This is a genomic window from Meishania litoralis, from assembly GCF_042611095.1.
Lineage (GTDB): Bacteria > Bacteroidota > Bacteroidia > Flavobacteriales > Flavobacteriaceae > Meishania > Meishania litoralis.
The window spans coordinates 901,975-919,233 of record NZ_JBHFPV010000001.1; the positions used below are offsets into that span (position 1 = coordinate 901,975).

The window sequence follows — 17,259 nt, forward strand, 5'->3', positions numbered from 1 at the left end:
ATTTGCAGCCCTTTTTAGGGCCAATAAGATTCCTGCATAGGCAGGAGACAGAATAAAACAAAGAATTAATAACCAGGGTCGGGCACCCTACAAATTAATGTGATATGCCAGTAAAGATTAGATTACAGAGACACGGTAAAAAAAACAAACCTTTCTATTGGATCGTAGCAGCCGATAGCCGTGCGAAAAGGGATGGTAAATTTTTGGAGAAATTGGGCATCTACAACCCGAATACCAATCCCGCCACAATCGAAATCAATGTTGACAATTCGGTACAATGGTTACAGAACGGTGCACAGCCCACCGATACGGCGCGTGCCATTCTTTCTTATAAAGGAGTGCTTCTAAAGCATCATCTTTTAGGAGGTGTTCGTAAAGGCGCATTGACCGAGGAGCAGGTCGAGGAAAAATTCAATGCTTGGTTGGAGGAAAAGGAAAAATCCATTGCGGCCAAGGTCAGCGGACTGGACAAAGCTAAGGAGGAAGCAAAGAAAAAAGCATTGGCAGCGGAAAAAGAGGTGAATGAAAAAAGGGCACTGGCAGCCGTTGAAGCTGAACTTCCGGAAACACCGGAAGGAGAGGGCGCCGAAGCCGAGGTTGAGGCCGTAGCCGAAACCCCTGAGGCCACTGCCGCGGTCGAAACAGCAGAAACTGTCGAAGAGACCAAAGAAGAAGTCGCCGAAGAGGCCCCAAAAGCGGAAAATGATGCCGAGGAGGCAGCAGCTGCTACCGAAGAAGAATAAGTACTTAAAGCGATGCGCAAAGAGGAGTGTTTCTATCTGGGCAAAATCGTTTCAAAATACAGTTATAAAGGAGAGGTTCTCGTAAAACTCGATACCGACGAACCCGAACTTTACGAAAATATGGAATCAGTTTTTATTTCCTTGGGAAATAACCTGGTTCCATTTTTTATTGGCCGATGCCGTTTGCACAAATCGAATCTTCTACGCATCGATTTCGAGGAAATCAATGACGAGGCGGATGCCGATAGAATTATGGGTGCCGAATTATACCTTCCGCTGACCTTTTTGCCCAAACTTGAGGGCAATAAATTCTATTTTCACGAAATAATAGGATTTACCGTTTTAGATAGTGACCATGGGAATATTGGAACGGTTCAAAGTGTCAATGACACCACCTCACAGGCCCTGTTTGAAATTCAAAAGGGTGATAAGCAATTATTGATTCCCATTAATGATGAAATCATTACCAAAGTTGATCGCGAACAAAAAACCATTCACGTAAAAACACCTGATGGGCTGGTAGAACTTTACCTATCATAAAGTTTCGGCCTGATTTTTTAAAGTCTTATTTCAAGGCTTTTTCACAATACTCCAAACATTTTTTAACCTCCTCGACCGCATTTGAACCTTCAGGTACTTTGTACTCAAGTTCAATAGTGCCCGGAAAGGTGTATTTTTTATCGCGCATTAGTTGCAAGGCCTCTGCAATCGGGGTATCACCAGTACCCCAAGACAAATTCCCCTTATTGTTTTGGGGCGTTTGTCGATCTTTTAAGTGCATGCTTTTGATACGATCGTGCTTTGCCCTGACTATATCCAAAGGCGTATCATTGCCTGCGGCCACATAATGGCCGAGATCAAGGTTCAACGCATTATAGTTAGATTGCTCTAAGGCCGTATCCCATAAAGTAGGTGTTTGCTGTTCATGGCCATGGTACGCTATATAAACGCCATGTTTTTTGGCCAACTTGCCCAAACGTAAGGTATGGGCATCATCGCTAGGGTGCTCGACAGTAACATGATCGGCCCCCAATACCTTGGCCATCCGCATTCCCCATTCGATATCATGATCTGAATTTTCCAATCCGAAGGTATTGCGGGGTTTAAAGGCGTAAATGTCTACCCCGGCATCATTGTACATTTTTCTAAATTCGGCGAACTTGTCCTTATGGTCACTTTTACGCCATTCTGAGACCCTTGAATCGTAATCTTTTTGTTGGGCACTTAGATCGTCCAATTCTTTTTGTTCGTCTTCTGTCAATTCTTCATCACGCTTTTTTCGTCGCAAGCCCCACATCTTATTCATGTCAATAGGGTTTTCAGGCCTACCGGCAAATACCTCGGCCGGATCTCCGATCAATTCGATGGCGCTGACTCCACAATCAAGAATATATTGAAGCGTAGCCTCTGCACTTTGATCTTCCATACTTCTAAAGGAATAGGTAATTACTCCTATTTGTACGCCATTGATCTTTGAATTGGGTTTTCCGTAGTTCTTCAATATCGCTGGAGCCCCAAAAAGTGATGGCCCTACCAAAGAAGCCCCGGTCGCGACCAAAGATGTTTTTCCAATAAAAGACCTTCTACTAATAGTTTTTTTATCCATTTCTTTTAAGTTTTAGTGCAACTCATCATTTATTGACTTATACCGGTCTGTCTACCGAATATTTTCATTTGTTTCATCGACCAGGGGATCTTTAAATCTTCAATCGACTCGACATCTTCCATTAATGTAATTCGAAGGAACTTCGCATCTACCGGCTCAAAAACAAGCGCAACCTTTGCTTGGCGCCCCTTCTCCTCTACTAATTTTGACCAATTTACACCGTCATTCGAGGCCTCCAGTACATATGTTCTTGGATAAGTCTGAATCGGCGGGGGAGCATCTGGCCGCCATCCCCTGGAATTCGGTTGAGAGGTAAAATGCAGTTCTGACACTTTTGCCTGTCCGGGCAGTTCTATTTGAAACCACATACCTTTCTTCTGGTCTTCCCCTGTGGTCCATCCCTCAAAATTAAAGGCACCTGAAGGGGCCGACGTACCACCTATTCGTGTAGGTACGCTATGACTTGCCGTAATCTTCCATTGTCCATTGGGCACTAGTTCTTGCGGAACTGATTCCATCAGCTCACTATAGATGTAAGGCCCTTCACGTTCCATTGTTTTGGTCCGTACCTTACGTACATCTTCGGCAGTAACCATTGACCCCTCATTGGATAAATTGGTTCGTATATAAGATACAATGGCCGCGATCCATTCATCAGATTGTTCTTTGTTGCCCACCATAATACCGGCGGGATAGGTCTTTCCATCGAGTGGACCTTCAAGTCCGTGCATCACCGTTTTGATCACGTATTCGGGATGGGACTGCACCCGAACGGAGCCTGTCAAAGGAGGTGCCATCACCAAACCCTCGCCAACGGGTGTTCCCGCCCCATCGTTTCCATGACATTGTACACAGAGCTCATTAAAAATCACTTTTCCCTTATACAAGGTACTTTTTTGGGCATCGGTAAGTTCGTTGGCGGTTACTTCCCACCAATTTCTGACCTCTTTGGGTTCCAAAATCTGTGAGCCGATGGTCTGTATGCCCTTGGCCCGATTCGATCTAAGCAGTTCTTTCAAAGCAATATCCAAAGACGGAACCTCCAAAACATGTGCCGACAACATCGCCTGCAGGGCCACATCAACATTTTCATCTTCTAGCAAATTCAAATAATCGTCGCCCAAAGACTTGTTACCCGACTTGTACAAGGTCTCACCGACACGCATCGCCTGAATACGCATTCGGGGATTGGGATCCTCTAAAAGTTCCCGAACCATTTTCGGTTTAAGCGTACCGAGGCCTTCCAAACTCCACAATGCATGAAATCGGGCCAAGAGATTATCGCTGCCGGTTACTATTGCTTCCAGTTGTGGTGCGACACTTTTGTCTTGGGACAAAACGATCAATTGTTGGGCCTGATCGCGCCACCAACCGTTCGGATGTTCCAAATGCCTGACAAGTTGGGCCGGCGTTTCATTGAGCATGTTCGGCCTCGTCTTGTCGCGCTCCTTGCTGTCATGGGTAATACGCCAAATACGGCCTAGCCCTATGACCTTGTCCAATTGATATTGTTCGATTTTTGCACGGAGATAAGTGCCTTTTTGCGCCCATTGGCCTTCTTGTATGATGCCATGGTACATATCGGTAATATATAAGGTACCATCGGGCGCAGTCGTCATATCGACCGGACGGAACAAAGGGTCGGTTGAACGTAGAAACTCGGATTTTTGGTCTTGAAATGCATTATGCAAGGTAGTTATGCCCTCATTAACTACGGGATTCACCTGACGTACGATACGGGCAACAGGTTCGCCATAGAACAATTGCCCATAAAGGCTTTTTGGCAAACGATCACCCCGGTAGATATCGTTTCCGGCAGCACCGGTGACCCTTTTTGGCCCGCCATTGTTTTCGCGCACCCGATCCATGCCTTCTTGCAAGTCACCGATCAAAACAGCGGCACCCCAGGGTTCTTCAAATCCTTCGGCATAATTATCCTCATAATTGAAATTTCCATAATGTACCGGTTGTTGAAATTGGGACGGTAGCCCGCTTGCGCCGCCCAAAAACCATACCTTGCCATCATCGTCATGGGTCACGCCCCATTGCGCCCTGTTATAACCTGTGTTTTCCCGAATAACGCCCGTAGGGGTTTCCCGAACCCGAAAAGCATTGTATGTACTATAAAGCCAATTATCCATATTGTAGTACATAAAGGCCTGCTGGTGTTCCACATTGCCCGATCGCCCATAATTATTGGTAAAAAGTTCTTTCTTATCGGCCTTGCCATCTCCATTGGTATCGGTGAACTTATATACATTGTCCTCATCGGAATTCATGGTCAGAACGGCATCTTTACCATAAGGCAATACAAAACGGGGGAAAATAAGACTATCGACAAAGACCGTTCCCGTTTCATAAATACCATCATTATCGATGTCTTCCCATCTCGAAATTCTACTGGCAGGCTCTAAAGTTCCGTCAGAATCTGCCGTGAGCATATACGTACGCAATTCAAGTACGAACATGCGTCCATTGCCGTCGAATGAAATGGCTCCCGGTTGTTCAATCTGAGGTTCGGTGAGCACCGGTTCAATATGAAAGCCTTCGGGCAACAAAAACTTCTTGGCTTCTTCCTCTGGGTGTAACGGAAGTACGGGTGCCTTAGGTTCCAAATCGGCTCCCTTCCAATCCTCATGTTCGGGATCTACACCTTCCGGCAATCCAATTTTTGGCAACGAATCGGACATTGACTCAATGACAAGATCGACCGGGTCCAACTTTTTTTCTTTCGAGGTACAACCGTAAAGACTTGAAATTAAAACGGCGACTACAAGATATTCAAATCGAAAAGACCTATTTTTTTGCTTAAGAAAACTCAGATAACAAGACATCTCTAAATTATTGGAAGGTAAAGGATGAAAATTAAGTATATTGAAGCCAACAAACAAGCTTTTTTTATGTGCTACCAAAACACACATGTCATTTTTAGAACATTCAAAAAATTAAGGAATATCTTTTTTATCATTAATATCGGTCTTGTTCTTTCGTGCAAGGATAAAACCGAGAACGTCCCCGAAAAAAAACCAGTACCTCCGAATGTTGTCCTAATCTTTACCGATGACCAAGGCTATCAAGACGTCGGGGTTTTCGGCTCCCCGAATATTCTGACCCCCAATCTGGATAAAATGGCGGCGGACGGCGTGAAACTGACAAACTACTATTCGGCCCAAGCGGTATGTTCGGCGTCAAGAGCGGGGATTTTAACGGGTTGTTATCCGAATCGAATAGGTATCCACAATGCCTTGGGACCGGGCAATACCCACGGAATCAACGATACCGAAACCACCTTGGCCGAAATGTTAAAAGCAAAAGGCTACAAGACCGCGATTTTCGGAAAGTGGCATTTGGGCCATCATGAAAAATTCCTCCCGACCCGGCACGGTTTTGATGAATGGTTCGGCATTCCCTATTCGAACGATATGTGGCCTTTTCACCCCCAACAAGGGCCTATTTTCAATTTTCCAGACCTGCCTCTATATGAAAATGAAACTGTTATCGATACCCTTACGGAACAATCGCAACTCACTACACAAATAACCGAACGCAGTGTTGATTTCATCAATAGGAACAAAGACAACCCTTTTTTCTTATATGTACCGCACCCACAACCCCATGTACCCCTTTTCGTGTCGGATAAATTCAGAGGGAAATCAGAAAGGGGATTATATGGTGACGTCATAATGGAAATCGATTGGTCGGTCGAACAAATTATAAAAGCCCTCAAAAAGAACGGTCTTGAAGAAAATACGATCGTCATCTTCACTTCCGATAACGGCCCATGGCTCTCTTATGGCAACCATGCGGGAAGCGCCCTACCTTTGAGGGAAGGCAAGGGAACGGCCTGGGAAGGTGGTCAACGCGAACCCTTCATTATTAAATATCCTGCAAAATTGAAAGCCGGGCAGGTCATAAACACCCCTATCATGGCCATCGATATTTTACCTACCATAGCCGAAGTAACGAACGCGGAACTGCCCATGAAAATCATAGATGGTAAAAGTGTTTGGCGCGTTCTTACCGGGGAAAGCATTGAAAGTCCGCAAGAAGCCTATTTCTTTTATTATCGTGTCAATGAACTTTTCGGGGTGCGTTATGGCAAATGGAAACTTTATTTTCCGCATCGTTATCGTACCATGGACGGCCAAGAACCGGGCAAAGACGGGCAACCCGGCGAATACCGAATGGTCGACCTTGAAGAAATCGAACTTTACGACCTATCGAACGACATTGGTGAGACAAATAATGTAGCCGATGCCAACCCAGAAGTAGTGGCCAAAATCAAGGTGTTGGCCAACGACATACGCTCACGTTTGGGCGATTCACTATTGGAATTGGAAGGGTCCGAAACCCGTGAACCGGGGAGATTGGAATGAGCCGACCCTTCAGATTCAAACAATTTATCGTTCGACAAGACCGATGTGCCATGAAGGTGGGAACCGACGGCGTTCTTCTCGGGGCTTGGGCGTCACTTGAAGAAGAGCCGAATTCAGTACTCGATATCGGTGCGGGAACGGGTATAATTTCGATGATGATGGCCCAAAGATGTCGCGCCGAGACCATCGACGCCCTTGAAATCGATGGCAACGCATACGAACAGTGTGTCGAAAATTTTGAGGCCTCGCCATGGGCCGACCGCCTATTCTGCTATCATGCGGGCCTCTTAGAATTTGCATTGGAGATAGAAGACAAATACGATTTGATCGTTTCTAACCCTCCTTTTTATTCGGAGGGTTTTGCAAGCGGAAATACCTCCCGGGATACCGCGAGACAAAGTCGATCACTTCCTTTTAATGAACTTCTTGACTCTGCCTCAAAATTACTTTCAAGCGAAGGTGTTTTATCAATTATCGTTCCTTTTAAGGAAGAAGAACATTTGATAACCCTGGCATCTAAGAACAACCTGTTCTTGAATAGAATTATGAGAGTAAAAGGCAACCCTTCCTCAGAAATAAAACGATCCCTTCTTGAGTTTGGATTCGATAAAAAAGAGACCAAAATCGATACATTGATAATCGAGTACGAAAGACATCGCTACACTACCGAATACATAACCCTGACACAAGATTTCTACTTAAAAATGTAATCTGCCGTATTGGGTAATCGTCAATTTTTTGAGTCGGACGGATACTTTTTCCAACGTCCGTTTTGTGTCATTATGTAATACCCGAACAACCGCAAACGATAGGTCTATACATTCGGCAAGAACCAATTCATTATGTTTTTTCTTTAGAAAGAAAATCTGCATATTCCATTTTTTCGATTATATACACAACATTTTATTCTTTCCATGTTATATTTCATTAGTACATTTGACTAAAATTTCATTTGCCTGAAATGGGCAATGATGAATACTGATACCAAAAAGTAAATACATTGCAAATTGCGCTTGTCGACCAATAGACTGGCCTGAGCATGTAGCGTAAAAAAATACAAATAGATGAAACCCGATCTTTTCGAAGCTCCCGATTATTATAATCTAGATGACCTATTATCGGAAGAACATTTACTGGTTCGTGATGCGGCCCGACAATGGGTAAAGCGAGACATTTCGCCCATAATTGAAGACTATGCTCAAAAAGCCGAGTTTCCAAAACAGATTATCAAGGGATTGGCGGAAATCGGGGCCTTTGGCCCGTATATTCCCGAGGAATATGGAGGGGCCGGATTGGATCAGATCAGTTACGGACTCATCATGCAGGAAATCGAACGCGGCGATAGCGGTGTTCGCTCGACCGCATCGGTACAATCTTCTTTGGTGATGTACCCCATCTTTACATACGGTACCGAAGAGCAACGAAAAAAATACCTTCCAAAATTAGCGGCCGGGGAACTTATGGGATGTTTCGGACTCACCGAACCGAACCATGGGTCAAATCCCGGGGGAATGGAATCAAAATTCAAGGATATGGGCGACCATTATCTCTTGAACGGGGCCAAACTTTGGATATCAAATTCGCCTTTCGCCGATATCGCCGTTGTTTGGGCAAAAAATGAAGCAGGAAGGATACACGGACTTATCATCGAGCGAGGTATGGAAGGTCTTTCTACCCCCGAGACCCATAACAAGTGGTCTTTGCGGGCTTCGGCTACGGGAGAATTGATATTCGATAATGTAAAGGTGCCCAAAGAGAACCTTTTACCCGGTAAAAGCGGACTGGGCGCACCGCTCGGTTGTCTTGACTCGGCGCGGTATGGAATCGCTTGGGGGGCCATAGGTGCAGCCATGGATTGCTACGACACCGCACTGCGCTATGCGAAAGAGCGTATACAATTCGGCAAACCGATCGCCTCGTTTCAGCTGCAACAAAAAAAATTGGCCGAGATGATCACTGAGATCACCAAGGCACAATTGTTGGCTTTTCGATTGGGCCAATTAAAAAATGAAGGTAGGGCCACAACCGCCCAAATCTCAATGGCAAAACGCAACAATGTCGATATGGCCCTGAAGATTGCCAGAGAGGCAAGGCAAATGTTGGGTGGAATGGGAATTACGGGAGATTACAGTATCATGCGGCATATGATGAACCTCGAAAGTGTGATTACCTATGAAGGAACACACGATATACATCTATTGATTACGGGGGCCGACATTACCGGTATAACGGCTTTTCAATAAGATCTTAACTTCGAACATAAACCAATAATACTTCGTCGTCGGCAATGCCGGGTTCGTCTACAAATGTCAATTTCAACGACGTTCCTTCGATCGTATAGGTATATTGGTCACCGTTCTTCAAAGTAATGAGATTACCATCAACGATGTAGTTTCCGGCGGCATCGTTTAGAAACTCGAATTCCCCCGTGTTTTCCACCATAAGACTACTTCCTTCGAAAGTTATTTTATGTCCGCTGAAATCGGGGGTTTCTCCAAACCCGCAGTAACAGAGCACATCGGTGAGCACCCATTTTCCTTCCAGCTCCACATTGATGACATCATCGAGGTCATCGGAACAAGAGACCAAAAACAGGGTCGCCAATAGTATGGTGGTTATTCGTTTCATATATCACCCGAGATATATCAAGGATCGGTTTCTATTTGTAGAACGCTTAAAACCTATCATTAAGTATGTGGAATATATTCTTTTTTGAACGCTTAAAACAGTTTTGCCTTGTCTGACCACAAAAATCAAGACGTTCACATCATTTAATTGTCCTAGTCGATATCGCGCCGTAAGTTTACCATGTAATTGTTTCGAAAGTAAATTTTTTCATTTTCATATAGTGTTCTCGTAAAAGAGTCTGGTCTTGGTTGATCGGGCTCTTTTTAGTTTTAGCAAGCTTGATTTACCTTGCCCCCTCTTCACTTGGACTAAGCTTCTTCAGGAATCTTTCTAAAATCAATTTTTGATCGAAACAGAAGGATTATTTTCTATTCGGGAAGGCCCAATGGTTTTAGGAAGTTTTGATTTGCATAATTTCCAATCCGTACCCCCAAACTATATCCTTCCTCGGAATCATAACGAAAATGTATGCCCAAATAGACCCTTGACATGGCTGCTTCCAAGCCTGCCTCCGAAAATGAATTAAAGGAGCGAGCGGGAGGATCCATTTTTATTTTTCCAGAAAAAGGGCCGGCCTTATCGACTTCTTCCGTTTTCATTGTAAAAGAATATTGGTCTCCCGTGCCTAAAGTATTTGCCAAAACGGTCATGGCTGCTGTACTGGCCGTCCCGTGGGCCGAAGGATATGATGGGAAGGCATAGGTGTGCTTATGCAAATTGTTCCAATCTAGGTCAGGTTCAGTATTCGGGTTTTCGTCATTTGCTGCCCAACGGATGGCCGTATAGGGGCGCCAATGGTTGTAATGAAACTTGTTGTCAAAGACATTTACATAAGCATCGTAGATGGCCATATTCAACAATGCGAATACCCTGGCCGACTCCCAAAGATCAAGCTTTTCTTTGAGTACTAATTCCCTTGCGAGACGATTGTGTGAATTCTCCACAAAATCCTTCCACCACATGGCCAAATGCGATTGGTTATCTGTCCTTGTCTTGCTATCATAACGTCCAACATCTTTTACCTCATTGAATGCTTCGGTATATGCATCGCTATTGATTTCAGGTGGTGGCGGAGATCTGAAATAGGCTTGGTCGGGCAACATAAAAGGCTCGGCAGCCGCCCATCCCGCTCCAAAGACAAAACCTTCAGGTGTGCCACTATGTTCATTGAATTCTGCATATACCCCCGGGGCCATAGGGTGCCATTGATAATCTGCTTCACCATTGTATCTGTCTTTTGCACGTTTATTCAGAATTGCGCAGGCAGCTGCTTTCCCCAGTTTAATCCCCTTTTTCTTTGCCCTTTTATTTGGTACCATAGTGAGTTGTTCCGTCAAAATTTCGAACAATTCTTTTTGTTTTTCCGGAAATTGATCGAAAGCAACCTCATATGCCGCCTGCTCCATGGCCGCAATGGGGTCGGCTTCGGTAATCTTTGAATGTAGTGCATATGGGCTATATCGAGGATCAATGGCATTAAGGGCATCATGTATGGCAATATGCATCATGGCTTCAGTACGGACCGCTTTGAGCGTCATGAGACCATCCTCTTCGATGGCCAGTTCCATAACTTTTTTATTCCATGCCGTTATCAATTCACTCCCCGAGGGCATATGTTCTTGAGACTTCATAGGAATTGACAAACAGCTTAGTATTAGAATAAACATGCAATTTTTTATGATGCCAAAATTCTTCATTTGAAATCTTTTGATAAAGTTATTGGGTTTCAACACCTAATGCTTGTTAATAATTCCATTCCTCCGTCCATTGCATTGACGTTGTATCATTAAAATGGGCAACCTTGGCAAAGATTGGATAATAATCTTTCGAGTAAGTATAATCATACGTTCTGTTGGTTACAAACCTACCATTAGTACCTTGTTCCGTTTTCATCATTTTGGTGATATTGTTCTTACTTTGCCAATAAAAAGGCCCAAAATCGATGGTCTCCAGGCCTGTTTCAAAGTTCGTGACATAAAAGGCGTCGAACCCGAATTGCTCCCTGATAATGGTATAGTACGGGTTAACGTTATTGTCATATTCGTATTCGAATTGTTCACTGAATACAAATCCGTCGGGAGAGTTCAATTCCGTTGTAATTTTTGCGATGTTTTCCTCGATCCATTCCACCTCTATTTTTTTGGAAGTGGTGCCACTGTCTGTTACGCTGGCAATAAAGATTTGGATTGGTTTTGGAGCACTGGTATCTACGATACTAACCCTGTCCTCATAGATAAATGAAATATCTTCAACCAGGTTTGTTCCGCCTAATTCCCGAATCTCGTGATAAATTCTTGTCAATGCCTCAAAGGGACTGTCATATTCAAACAACCAGCTTTCCGAGCGTTCAATGGAAGACCCTGTAACTGTTTCCTGCATATCCTTATAATAGTTATATACAAAGGCCTCTTGCATCCCTTGGTAACTTCGCTCTAATTTTTCAGTTGCAGTATCATATTTAAGACCCCAACCCCTTTGGTTATGATCTTCAAGCTCGTCAAGATACCCGTCGTCGGCATATTCAAAATATTTATCGGCGGTATCTATGGCATGCCTCCTTAAAACTACGATGGACGGCGGTTTTACAAAAAAGGACTTTACCGGACTACTTGTCGATGCGCCTTTGGCATCTTTTGCAATTACCTTCCATTGGTATTCCCGATAAAAATCTAAGGTGTCGATACTCGTAAATGAATTGACCGTTAAAGCTTCTGCCAACAATGAAGTAGGTTCGCCCTGTTTTCCAAGATAAAGGTCATAGGTAACTTCATCACCATCGGGATCTAGGGCTTTTTCCCAACTTAAGGTCGGAGTTCGCAGTTCATCTTCGGCCCCGTTCTCTGGTGATAAAAGGGTAAACGCACCCGGCGGACGGTTTTGTTCAAGTTGCGGTTCTGGGCCTTCATCTTTACCACAATTGGTCAATAAGAGGAGAACTGTGATTAAAATGATTGTTCCTATATTTTTCATCATGTACTTAATTTTGAAAAAAATGATAATCAATGGTCCATACTTCGTTGGTTGCACTACCACCAAGAATCCAGATTTTGTTTCGGTGAAAGAGCGTGGTGAACCCGCTTTTTATGGGAAATCGGTTTGTAGGCGAGGCATCGTACCATTCCCTACCATCTTCAGAATACCAGATATCATTTTCGGCACCACCACCGATTACCCAAATCTTGTCATTAAAGACCAGAACCTTATGAAAGCCCCGTGGCGAAAATTCGGCATGAGCAGTTATTTCGTTCCAAGAAATGCCATCGGTACTGTTCCAGACATCGTTTTTGAAATCCCCGTTTTCGTCTATACCTCCGATTACCCATAATTTATCTTGGAAGGCGACCGTCTGGTGAAAATTACGCTTGCCGAATGCGGCCTGTTCTACAGTCCTTGTCCAATTTGAGCCGTCTGAAGAAGCATAGACATCCCCTAGTTTGCCCGAATTATTGGATCCCCCAATAATCCAAAGCATATTGTTATATGAAGTAAACGTATGTTCCGCCCGCTCCGTAAAACCCATATTTTGATCCAATTTATTCCATCTTCCTCCATTATCACTGTACCATATATCCGAAGCAAAAACACCTTCCGCAACACCTCCGGCCACCCACAATGTATCTTCAAAAACTGTAGCGGCGTGAAAGAACCTTGGGGTGAACCGTTCTTCGGAACCAACAATTAATATTGACCAATTTTTACCGTCCGAACTCTCCCATGGTGTACTGGAGGCCTCTCCATTATCGAAACCGCCCAAGACCCACATTTTTTGATCAAAGACTACCGAGGTATGGTTTTCTATGGGATAAAAGGGGGTCTGAGCGTCCAACTTTTTGGCATCATCCAAGTTTTTAACCCTGAAAGTAAAAACGATAGAGCTTGTCTCTCCTTCCTTACCATCTTTGGCTACTACTTTCCAATAATAGTCCCTGGCTGGGGAAAGGGCCATAGTAGATTCCAGCGTAAAGTTGGTACCGGCAATGTTCTCTGCGACCTTATTGATGGGCTCCTCGATGGTGTCCACATATAGGTCATAGGTAATGCTATCCCCGTCAGGGTCCATGGCCGATTCCCATTCAAGCGTTGGAGTCGGGGTGACATCTATAGATTCATCCGGCACATTGATAAGTTCAAATGAAGATGGTGGCTTATTTCCCTTATTTGGGTCAAGTATAACATAGTCATCACTACCGCAGGATATTAGAAATAATACACCCACTAAAAAAATGAATTTTCTCTTTTCCATTATATCTAAATTTTGAACTAGGGTAGTTCCAACATGTTAAATCTGGCAAAAAAGAGGTAGAACCTTTATCTCTTGGCAGAATTGAAATGTTTTGTATCCCTTCTATTATAATAATGGCAAGGTAAAAATGAAGTAGCGGAAAGCATTTTCCCAAAAACTCAAATAATGTTCTCTAAAGCTCATTTTTGTGCTCAAGAGTATATGTTCCGGAAAGATTTTCGGAGCTTAAGAGGAGGTTGTTTGTACTTTTCCTTGAAAACCCTTACGAAATGTGAAGTATTCTCGAAACCGGCATCTAGCGTAATTTCACTGATATTAAGGTTCGTGGTTTCAAGTAGATACTTACCGTATTCCAGTCGCTTGTTTTTAAGCCATTTGCCAGGGGAAGTACCATATTTTTTAGAAAAATCCCGATTGAATGTTGCGAGGCTTCTTCCACTTAATTTGGCAAAGTCCGTCATACTCAGATTGAAGACGAAGTTTTCTTCCATGACCCTTTCGAGGGATATTTTGACGCTACTCGATGTTTCGATAAAATAAGAGGTCAGTGCCGGATTATGGTCCTGGGTCATAATATTTATGATTAGTTCCCTGAACTTTATGCCCAAAAGATCTTTTGATGGGGCTGAGCGCAAGGAAAAGTAATTGAGCACTGAATTGAAGTAATCTAATAAGGTTCTGTCAAGATGCAAGGGTATGACCGTATCGGAATGTTTTGAACAAGACTTAATTTGGTTCGAAGGCAAATGGTCTTTAACAACGGACTTAATAAATTCATCGGGGATAAAGATGAGCAGTGCACAAAATTCCCCATTCAATATTTTGAAGACGCGATGCGCTCCCTTGGTAAGAAATGCGCCGTCACCGACCTTGAATATATATTCTTGTTTAGGGGTCTTCCATTTGGCACCGCCTTTTGTGACGTAGCAAAAATAATTTTTATCGACCCAATAATCCAGTGGCGAAACCTCAATAGGGCAATCATATGCCGTAAACAAGAGTTCATCGACGAAGAATTGTCTGAATACCGGGTTGTCCTTTACAAAATTATAAAAATCGAGCATGGTAGGATATAAATCACAATATCTTCAGATAAACAAACTCTAAAAAACAATATAGATACGTTATGCGACTAACTTATATTCATCAAGTTAACGAATTTTCAATCGAAAATGAACAGGATTTTGCAGAAAAACCATGCTGCTGTTTTAAGAGAAAGCCCAATAGTAATGCAGTCAATAGTCCGTGCAATCGACAAAGCTTTTTAAATTTTTCCTTATTCCCTTTCAATTACTATGGTCGTTTTTTAGAATTGCCTATACCAAATACTATTCTGCCGCTATCTCCAAGCTCACCTTTATCGACTTACTGATCGGGGTCCTACTTTTTTCCGCAAAATGGTTATATGGCACCAAAACATTGGTTTCCGGAAAGTAGGCCGCCAAATTTCCTTTCGGTATTTTATAAGGAATGACCAAAAACCGTTGTGCCGTGCGTATACGATTGTCATAATTGCTCTTGATATTTACGACATCAAACTTGTTTAGATTCAGGGATTGCATATCACCGGGATTCATAAATAATACCCTCCTTTCATTATAGACCCCCCTGTACCGATCATCAAGTCCGTAAATGGTGGTATTGAACTGGTCGTGCGACCTGATGGTCATCAACATAAATTCGTTCTTGCCCTGTCGCTGGTCGGGCAAATCGTTAATGGTGATTTGGGCCCTACCGTTCGGAAGTTTGCTGAAATCGCGTTCACGAACATTGTTGGGCAGATAATACCCCGTGCCCTTTGAACGCTCGGTAGTGTTTTCAAATCCCTTTGCTACCTTATCGATATATTCCCGAATCAAATCAAAATCATTCCCCAAGACGAGCCAGTCCACGGAATGATTTCCTTTGAAATAGGCATGTGCCATTTTTGCAATAAGCTCGGGTTCGCTAATAATATTACAGGAGGCAGGTTTGAGCAACCCTTTGGACTGTGTGACACGACCCATACTGTTCTCTACCGTAAAATAACGCTGTTTCCCGTCTTTTATATCTTTTTCCGATCGGCCGATAGTGGGCAAAATCAATGCCGTTTTGCCCGTAACAAGATGGGTACGGTTCAGTTTTGTGCTCACCTGGACCGTCAGGTCACATCGCTGTAACGCATCTGCCGTATATTCAGTATCGGAAGCGGCCATCAAAAAATTGCCACCCAGGCACATAAAAACCTTGGTTCTGCCTTCATGCATGGCCCTTATGGCACCGACCGTATCGACACCCTCTTTGATCGGTGGTGTAAACCCCAAATGTTTTTCGATGCGTTCGTTCAACGATTCGTCGACATAATGCATAATGCCCACACTTCGGTCGCCTTGTACATTGCTGTGGCCGCGCACGGGGCATGTACCGGCATTCGGTTTTCCAATAGCGCCCTTGAGCAATAATAAGTTCACATACTCGCGAATATTGGCTACCCCATTTTTATGCTGTGTCAGGCCCATCGCCCAACAAATGATGATCTTTGATCTACCGGCCAAAAGCGAAACCGCTTTCTCGACACGCTTTTGGTCGACCCCGCTCAGCCGCAACAATTCATCCTCATCATACTTGGCAAGGTCGGCGATAAGTTCTTCATAACCTTCGGCATAGGTTTCCAAAAACTGATGGTCGAAAACCGCACGGTCTTTGGCATCGAGGTCGGCCAATTTTTTAAGGATCAATTTGACCAAAGGAATATCTTGGTTGATCTTAACGGGCAAATGCAGGTCGGCCATGCCCTGTCCAGAACCGATCCACCCGTTTAAATGTTGCGGATTCTTGAAACTTACGAGTCCGGTTTCCTCAAGTGGATTGATACTTATGACTTTCCCGCCGTTCTTTTTACACTTTTCAAGGGCCGAAAGCATTCGCGGATGGTTCGTGCCGGGGTTCTGCCCCGCCACTATGATTACTTCCGCGCCGTAGAAATCTTCCAGTTTGACAGAACCTTTTCCGATTCCCAAAGTTTCGCTCAGGGCCACTCCACTTGATTCGTGGCACATATTGGAGCAATCGGGCATATTGTTGGTTCCGAAGGCACGGGCGAACATTCCATACAAAAAAGCGGCCTCGTTGCTCGACCTTCCGGAGGTATAAAAAATCGCCTCGTCAGGCGAATCGAGCTTATGCAATTCGTCCGAGATCAAATCGAAGGCTTCTTCCCATTCGATGGGTTCGTAATGAATACTTCCCGGGCGCAATACCAGCGGTTCGACCAAACGCCCGAACTTATTCAGTTCATAATCGGTAAGAAGGGAAAGTGCTTCAACGGAATGTTTTTCAAAAAAATCGGCATCGACCTTTTTCATGGTCGCCTCATCGGCCAAGGCCTTGGCCCCATTTTCACAGAACTCACCGATTTTCGAAGGCTTTTCAGGGTCGGGCCAAGCACAGCTAGGGCAGTCAAAACCATCTTTTTGATTCATTTCGAGCAATGCCCGCATCGACCGAACGACACCCATTTCCCTAAAACTATGCTCCATGGCGGCCTTTACCCCCAAAGCCCCTGCAGCTACCTGCAGAGGTTCTTTAAGGTCAATGCCCGTAAAATCTTCAGAGCCTTGTATCGAAACGTTTCTTCGAAATTCTTGCATGTGATAATATACTTTTTACATTCCGACAAAATGA

General features: G+C 44.0%; 13 protein-coding genes. 5 read left to right on the plus strand and 8 right to left on the minus strand.

The genetic code is table 11. The annotated features are described in order from the left end of the window. Positions 1-104 precede the first annotated feature (104 nt). Both ACEZ3G_RS04035 and rimM read left to right on the plus strand, forming a co-directional pair. Positions 105-743: a 30S ribosomal protein S16 gene (locus tag ACEZ3G_RS04035; protein ID WP_432424160.1), complete on the plus strand. Its 639-nt coding sequence runs from the start codon at positions 105-107 to the stop codon at positions 741-743. Positions 744-755: 12 nt separating this feature from the next. Continuing rightward, the gene (gene rimM, locus ACEZ3G_RS04040) at positions 756-1,283 is read left to right on the plus strand and encodes a ribosome maturation factor RimM (RefSeq protein WP_432424161.1); all 528 of its coding nucleotides are present in this window, start codon (positions 756-758) and stop codon (positions 1,281-1,283) included. A 25-nt stretch (positions 1,284-1,308) separates the two neighbouring features. Here the strand turns inward: rimM and ACEZ3G_RS04045 are convergent, their stop codons facing one another. Both ACEZ3G_RS04045 and ACEZ3G_RS04050 read right to left on the minus strand, forming a co-directional pair. Continuing rightward, the gene (locus ACEZ3G_RS04045; protein ID WP_432424162.1) at positions 1,309-2,349 is read right to left on the minus strand and encodes a sugar phosphate isomerase/epimerase family protein; all 1,041 of its coding nucleotides are present in this window, start codon (positions 2,347-2,349) and stop codon (positions 1,309-1,311) included. A 29-nt stretch (positions 2,350-2,378) separates the two neighbouring features. After that, positions 2,379-5,183: a DUF7133 domain-containing protein gene (locus tag ACEZ3G_RS04050; RefSeq protein ID WP_432424163.1), complete on the minus strand. Its 2,805-nt coding sequence runs from the start codon at positions 5,181-5,183 to the stop codon at positions 2,379-2,381. Between the two features lie 66 nt (positions 5,184-5,249). On the opposite strand from ACEZ3G_RS04050, the gene ACEZ3G_RS04055 reads away from it, so the two are divergent. The 3 genes from ACEZ3G_RS04055 to ACEZ3G_RS04065 all read left to right on the plus strand — a co-directional run bounded on the left by ACEZ3G_RS04055 (position 5,250) and on the right by ACEZ3G_RS04065 (position 8,968). Further along, positions 5,250-6,725 carry a sulfatase family protein gene (locus ACEZ3G_RS04055; RefSeq protein ID WP_432424164.1) on the plus strand — a complete coding sequence of 492 codons (1,476 nt, stop codon included), beginning with the start codon at positions 5,250-5,252 and terminating at the stop codon, positions 6,723-6,725. Beyond that, positions 6,722-7,435, plus strand: a complete 714-nt coding sequence (locus tag ACEZ3G_RS04060) for a tRNA1(Val) (adenine(37)-N6)-methyltransferase (RefSeq protein ID WP_432424165.1) — start codon at positions 6,722-6,724, stop codon at positions 7,433-7,435. Before ACEZ3G_RS04055 ends, ACEZ3G_RS04060 begins: the two co-directional genes overlap by 4 nt. Positions 7,436-7,789: 354 nt before the next feature. Next, positions 7,790-8,968 carry an acyl-CoA dehydrogenase family protein gene (locus tag ACEZ3G_RS04065; protein WP_432424166.1) on the plus strand — a complete coding sequence of 393 codons (1,179 nt, stop codon included), beginning with the start codon at positions 7,790-7,792 and terminating at the stop codon, positions 8,966-8,968. A 4-nt stretch (positions 8,969-8,972) separates the two neighbouring features. Here the strand turns inward: ACEZ3G_RS04065 and ACEZ3G_RS04070 are convergent, their stop codons facing one another. The 6 genes from ACEZ3G_RS04070 to ACEZ3G_RS04095 form a co-directional block, all read right to left on the minus strand. Continuing rightward, positions 8,973-9,353, minus strand: coding sequence for a hypothetical protein (locus ACEZ3G_RS04070; RefSeq protein ID WP_432424167.1), 381 nt, complete (start codon positions 9,351-9,353; stop codon positions 8,973-8,975). Positions 9,354-9,721: 368 nt separating this feature from the next. Next, positions 9,722-10,984, minus strand: coding sequence for a vanadium-dependent haloperoxidase (locus tag ACEZ3G_RS04075; protein WP_432424168.1), 1,263 nt, complete (start codon positions 10,982-10,984; stop codon positions 9,722-9,724). A 112-nt stretch (positions 10,985-11,096) separates the two neighbouring features. Then, positions 11,097-12,326: a fibronectin type III domain-containing protein gene (locus ACEZ3G_RS04080; RefSeq protein WP_432424169.1), complete on the minus strand. Its 1,230-nt coding sequence runs from the start codon at positions 12,324-12,326 to the stop codon at positions 11,097-11,099. 4 nt (positions 12,327-12,330) lie between these two features. Beyond that, on the minus strand, positions 12,331-13,596 hold the full coding sequence (locus ACEZ3G_RS04085) for a Kelch repeat-containing protein (RefSeq protein ID WP_432424170.1): 1,266 nt from the start codon (positions 13,594-13,596) through the stop codon (positions 12,331-12,333). A gap of 191 nt (positions 13,597-13,787) precedes the next feature. Next, the gene (locus ACEZ3G_RS04090; RefSeq protein WP_432424171.1) at positions 13,788-14,660 is read right to left on the minus strand and encodes a helix-turn-helix domain-containing protein; all 873 of its coding nucleotides are present in this window, start codon (positions 14,658-14,660) and stop codon (positions 13,788-13,790) included. A gap of 264 nt (positions 14,661-14,924) precedes the next feature. Further along, the gene (locus tag ACEZ3G_RS04095; protein ID WP_432424172.1) at positions 14,925-17,225 is read right to left on the minus strand and encodes an FdhF/YdeP family oxidoreductase; all 2,301 of its coding nucleotides are present in this window, start codon (positions 17,223-17,225) and stop codon (positions 14,925-14,927) included. Positions 17,226-17,259 lie beyond the last annotated feature (34 nt).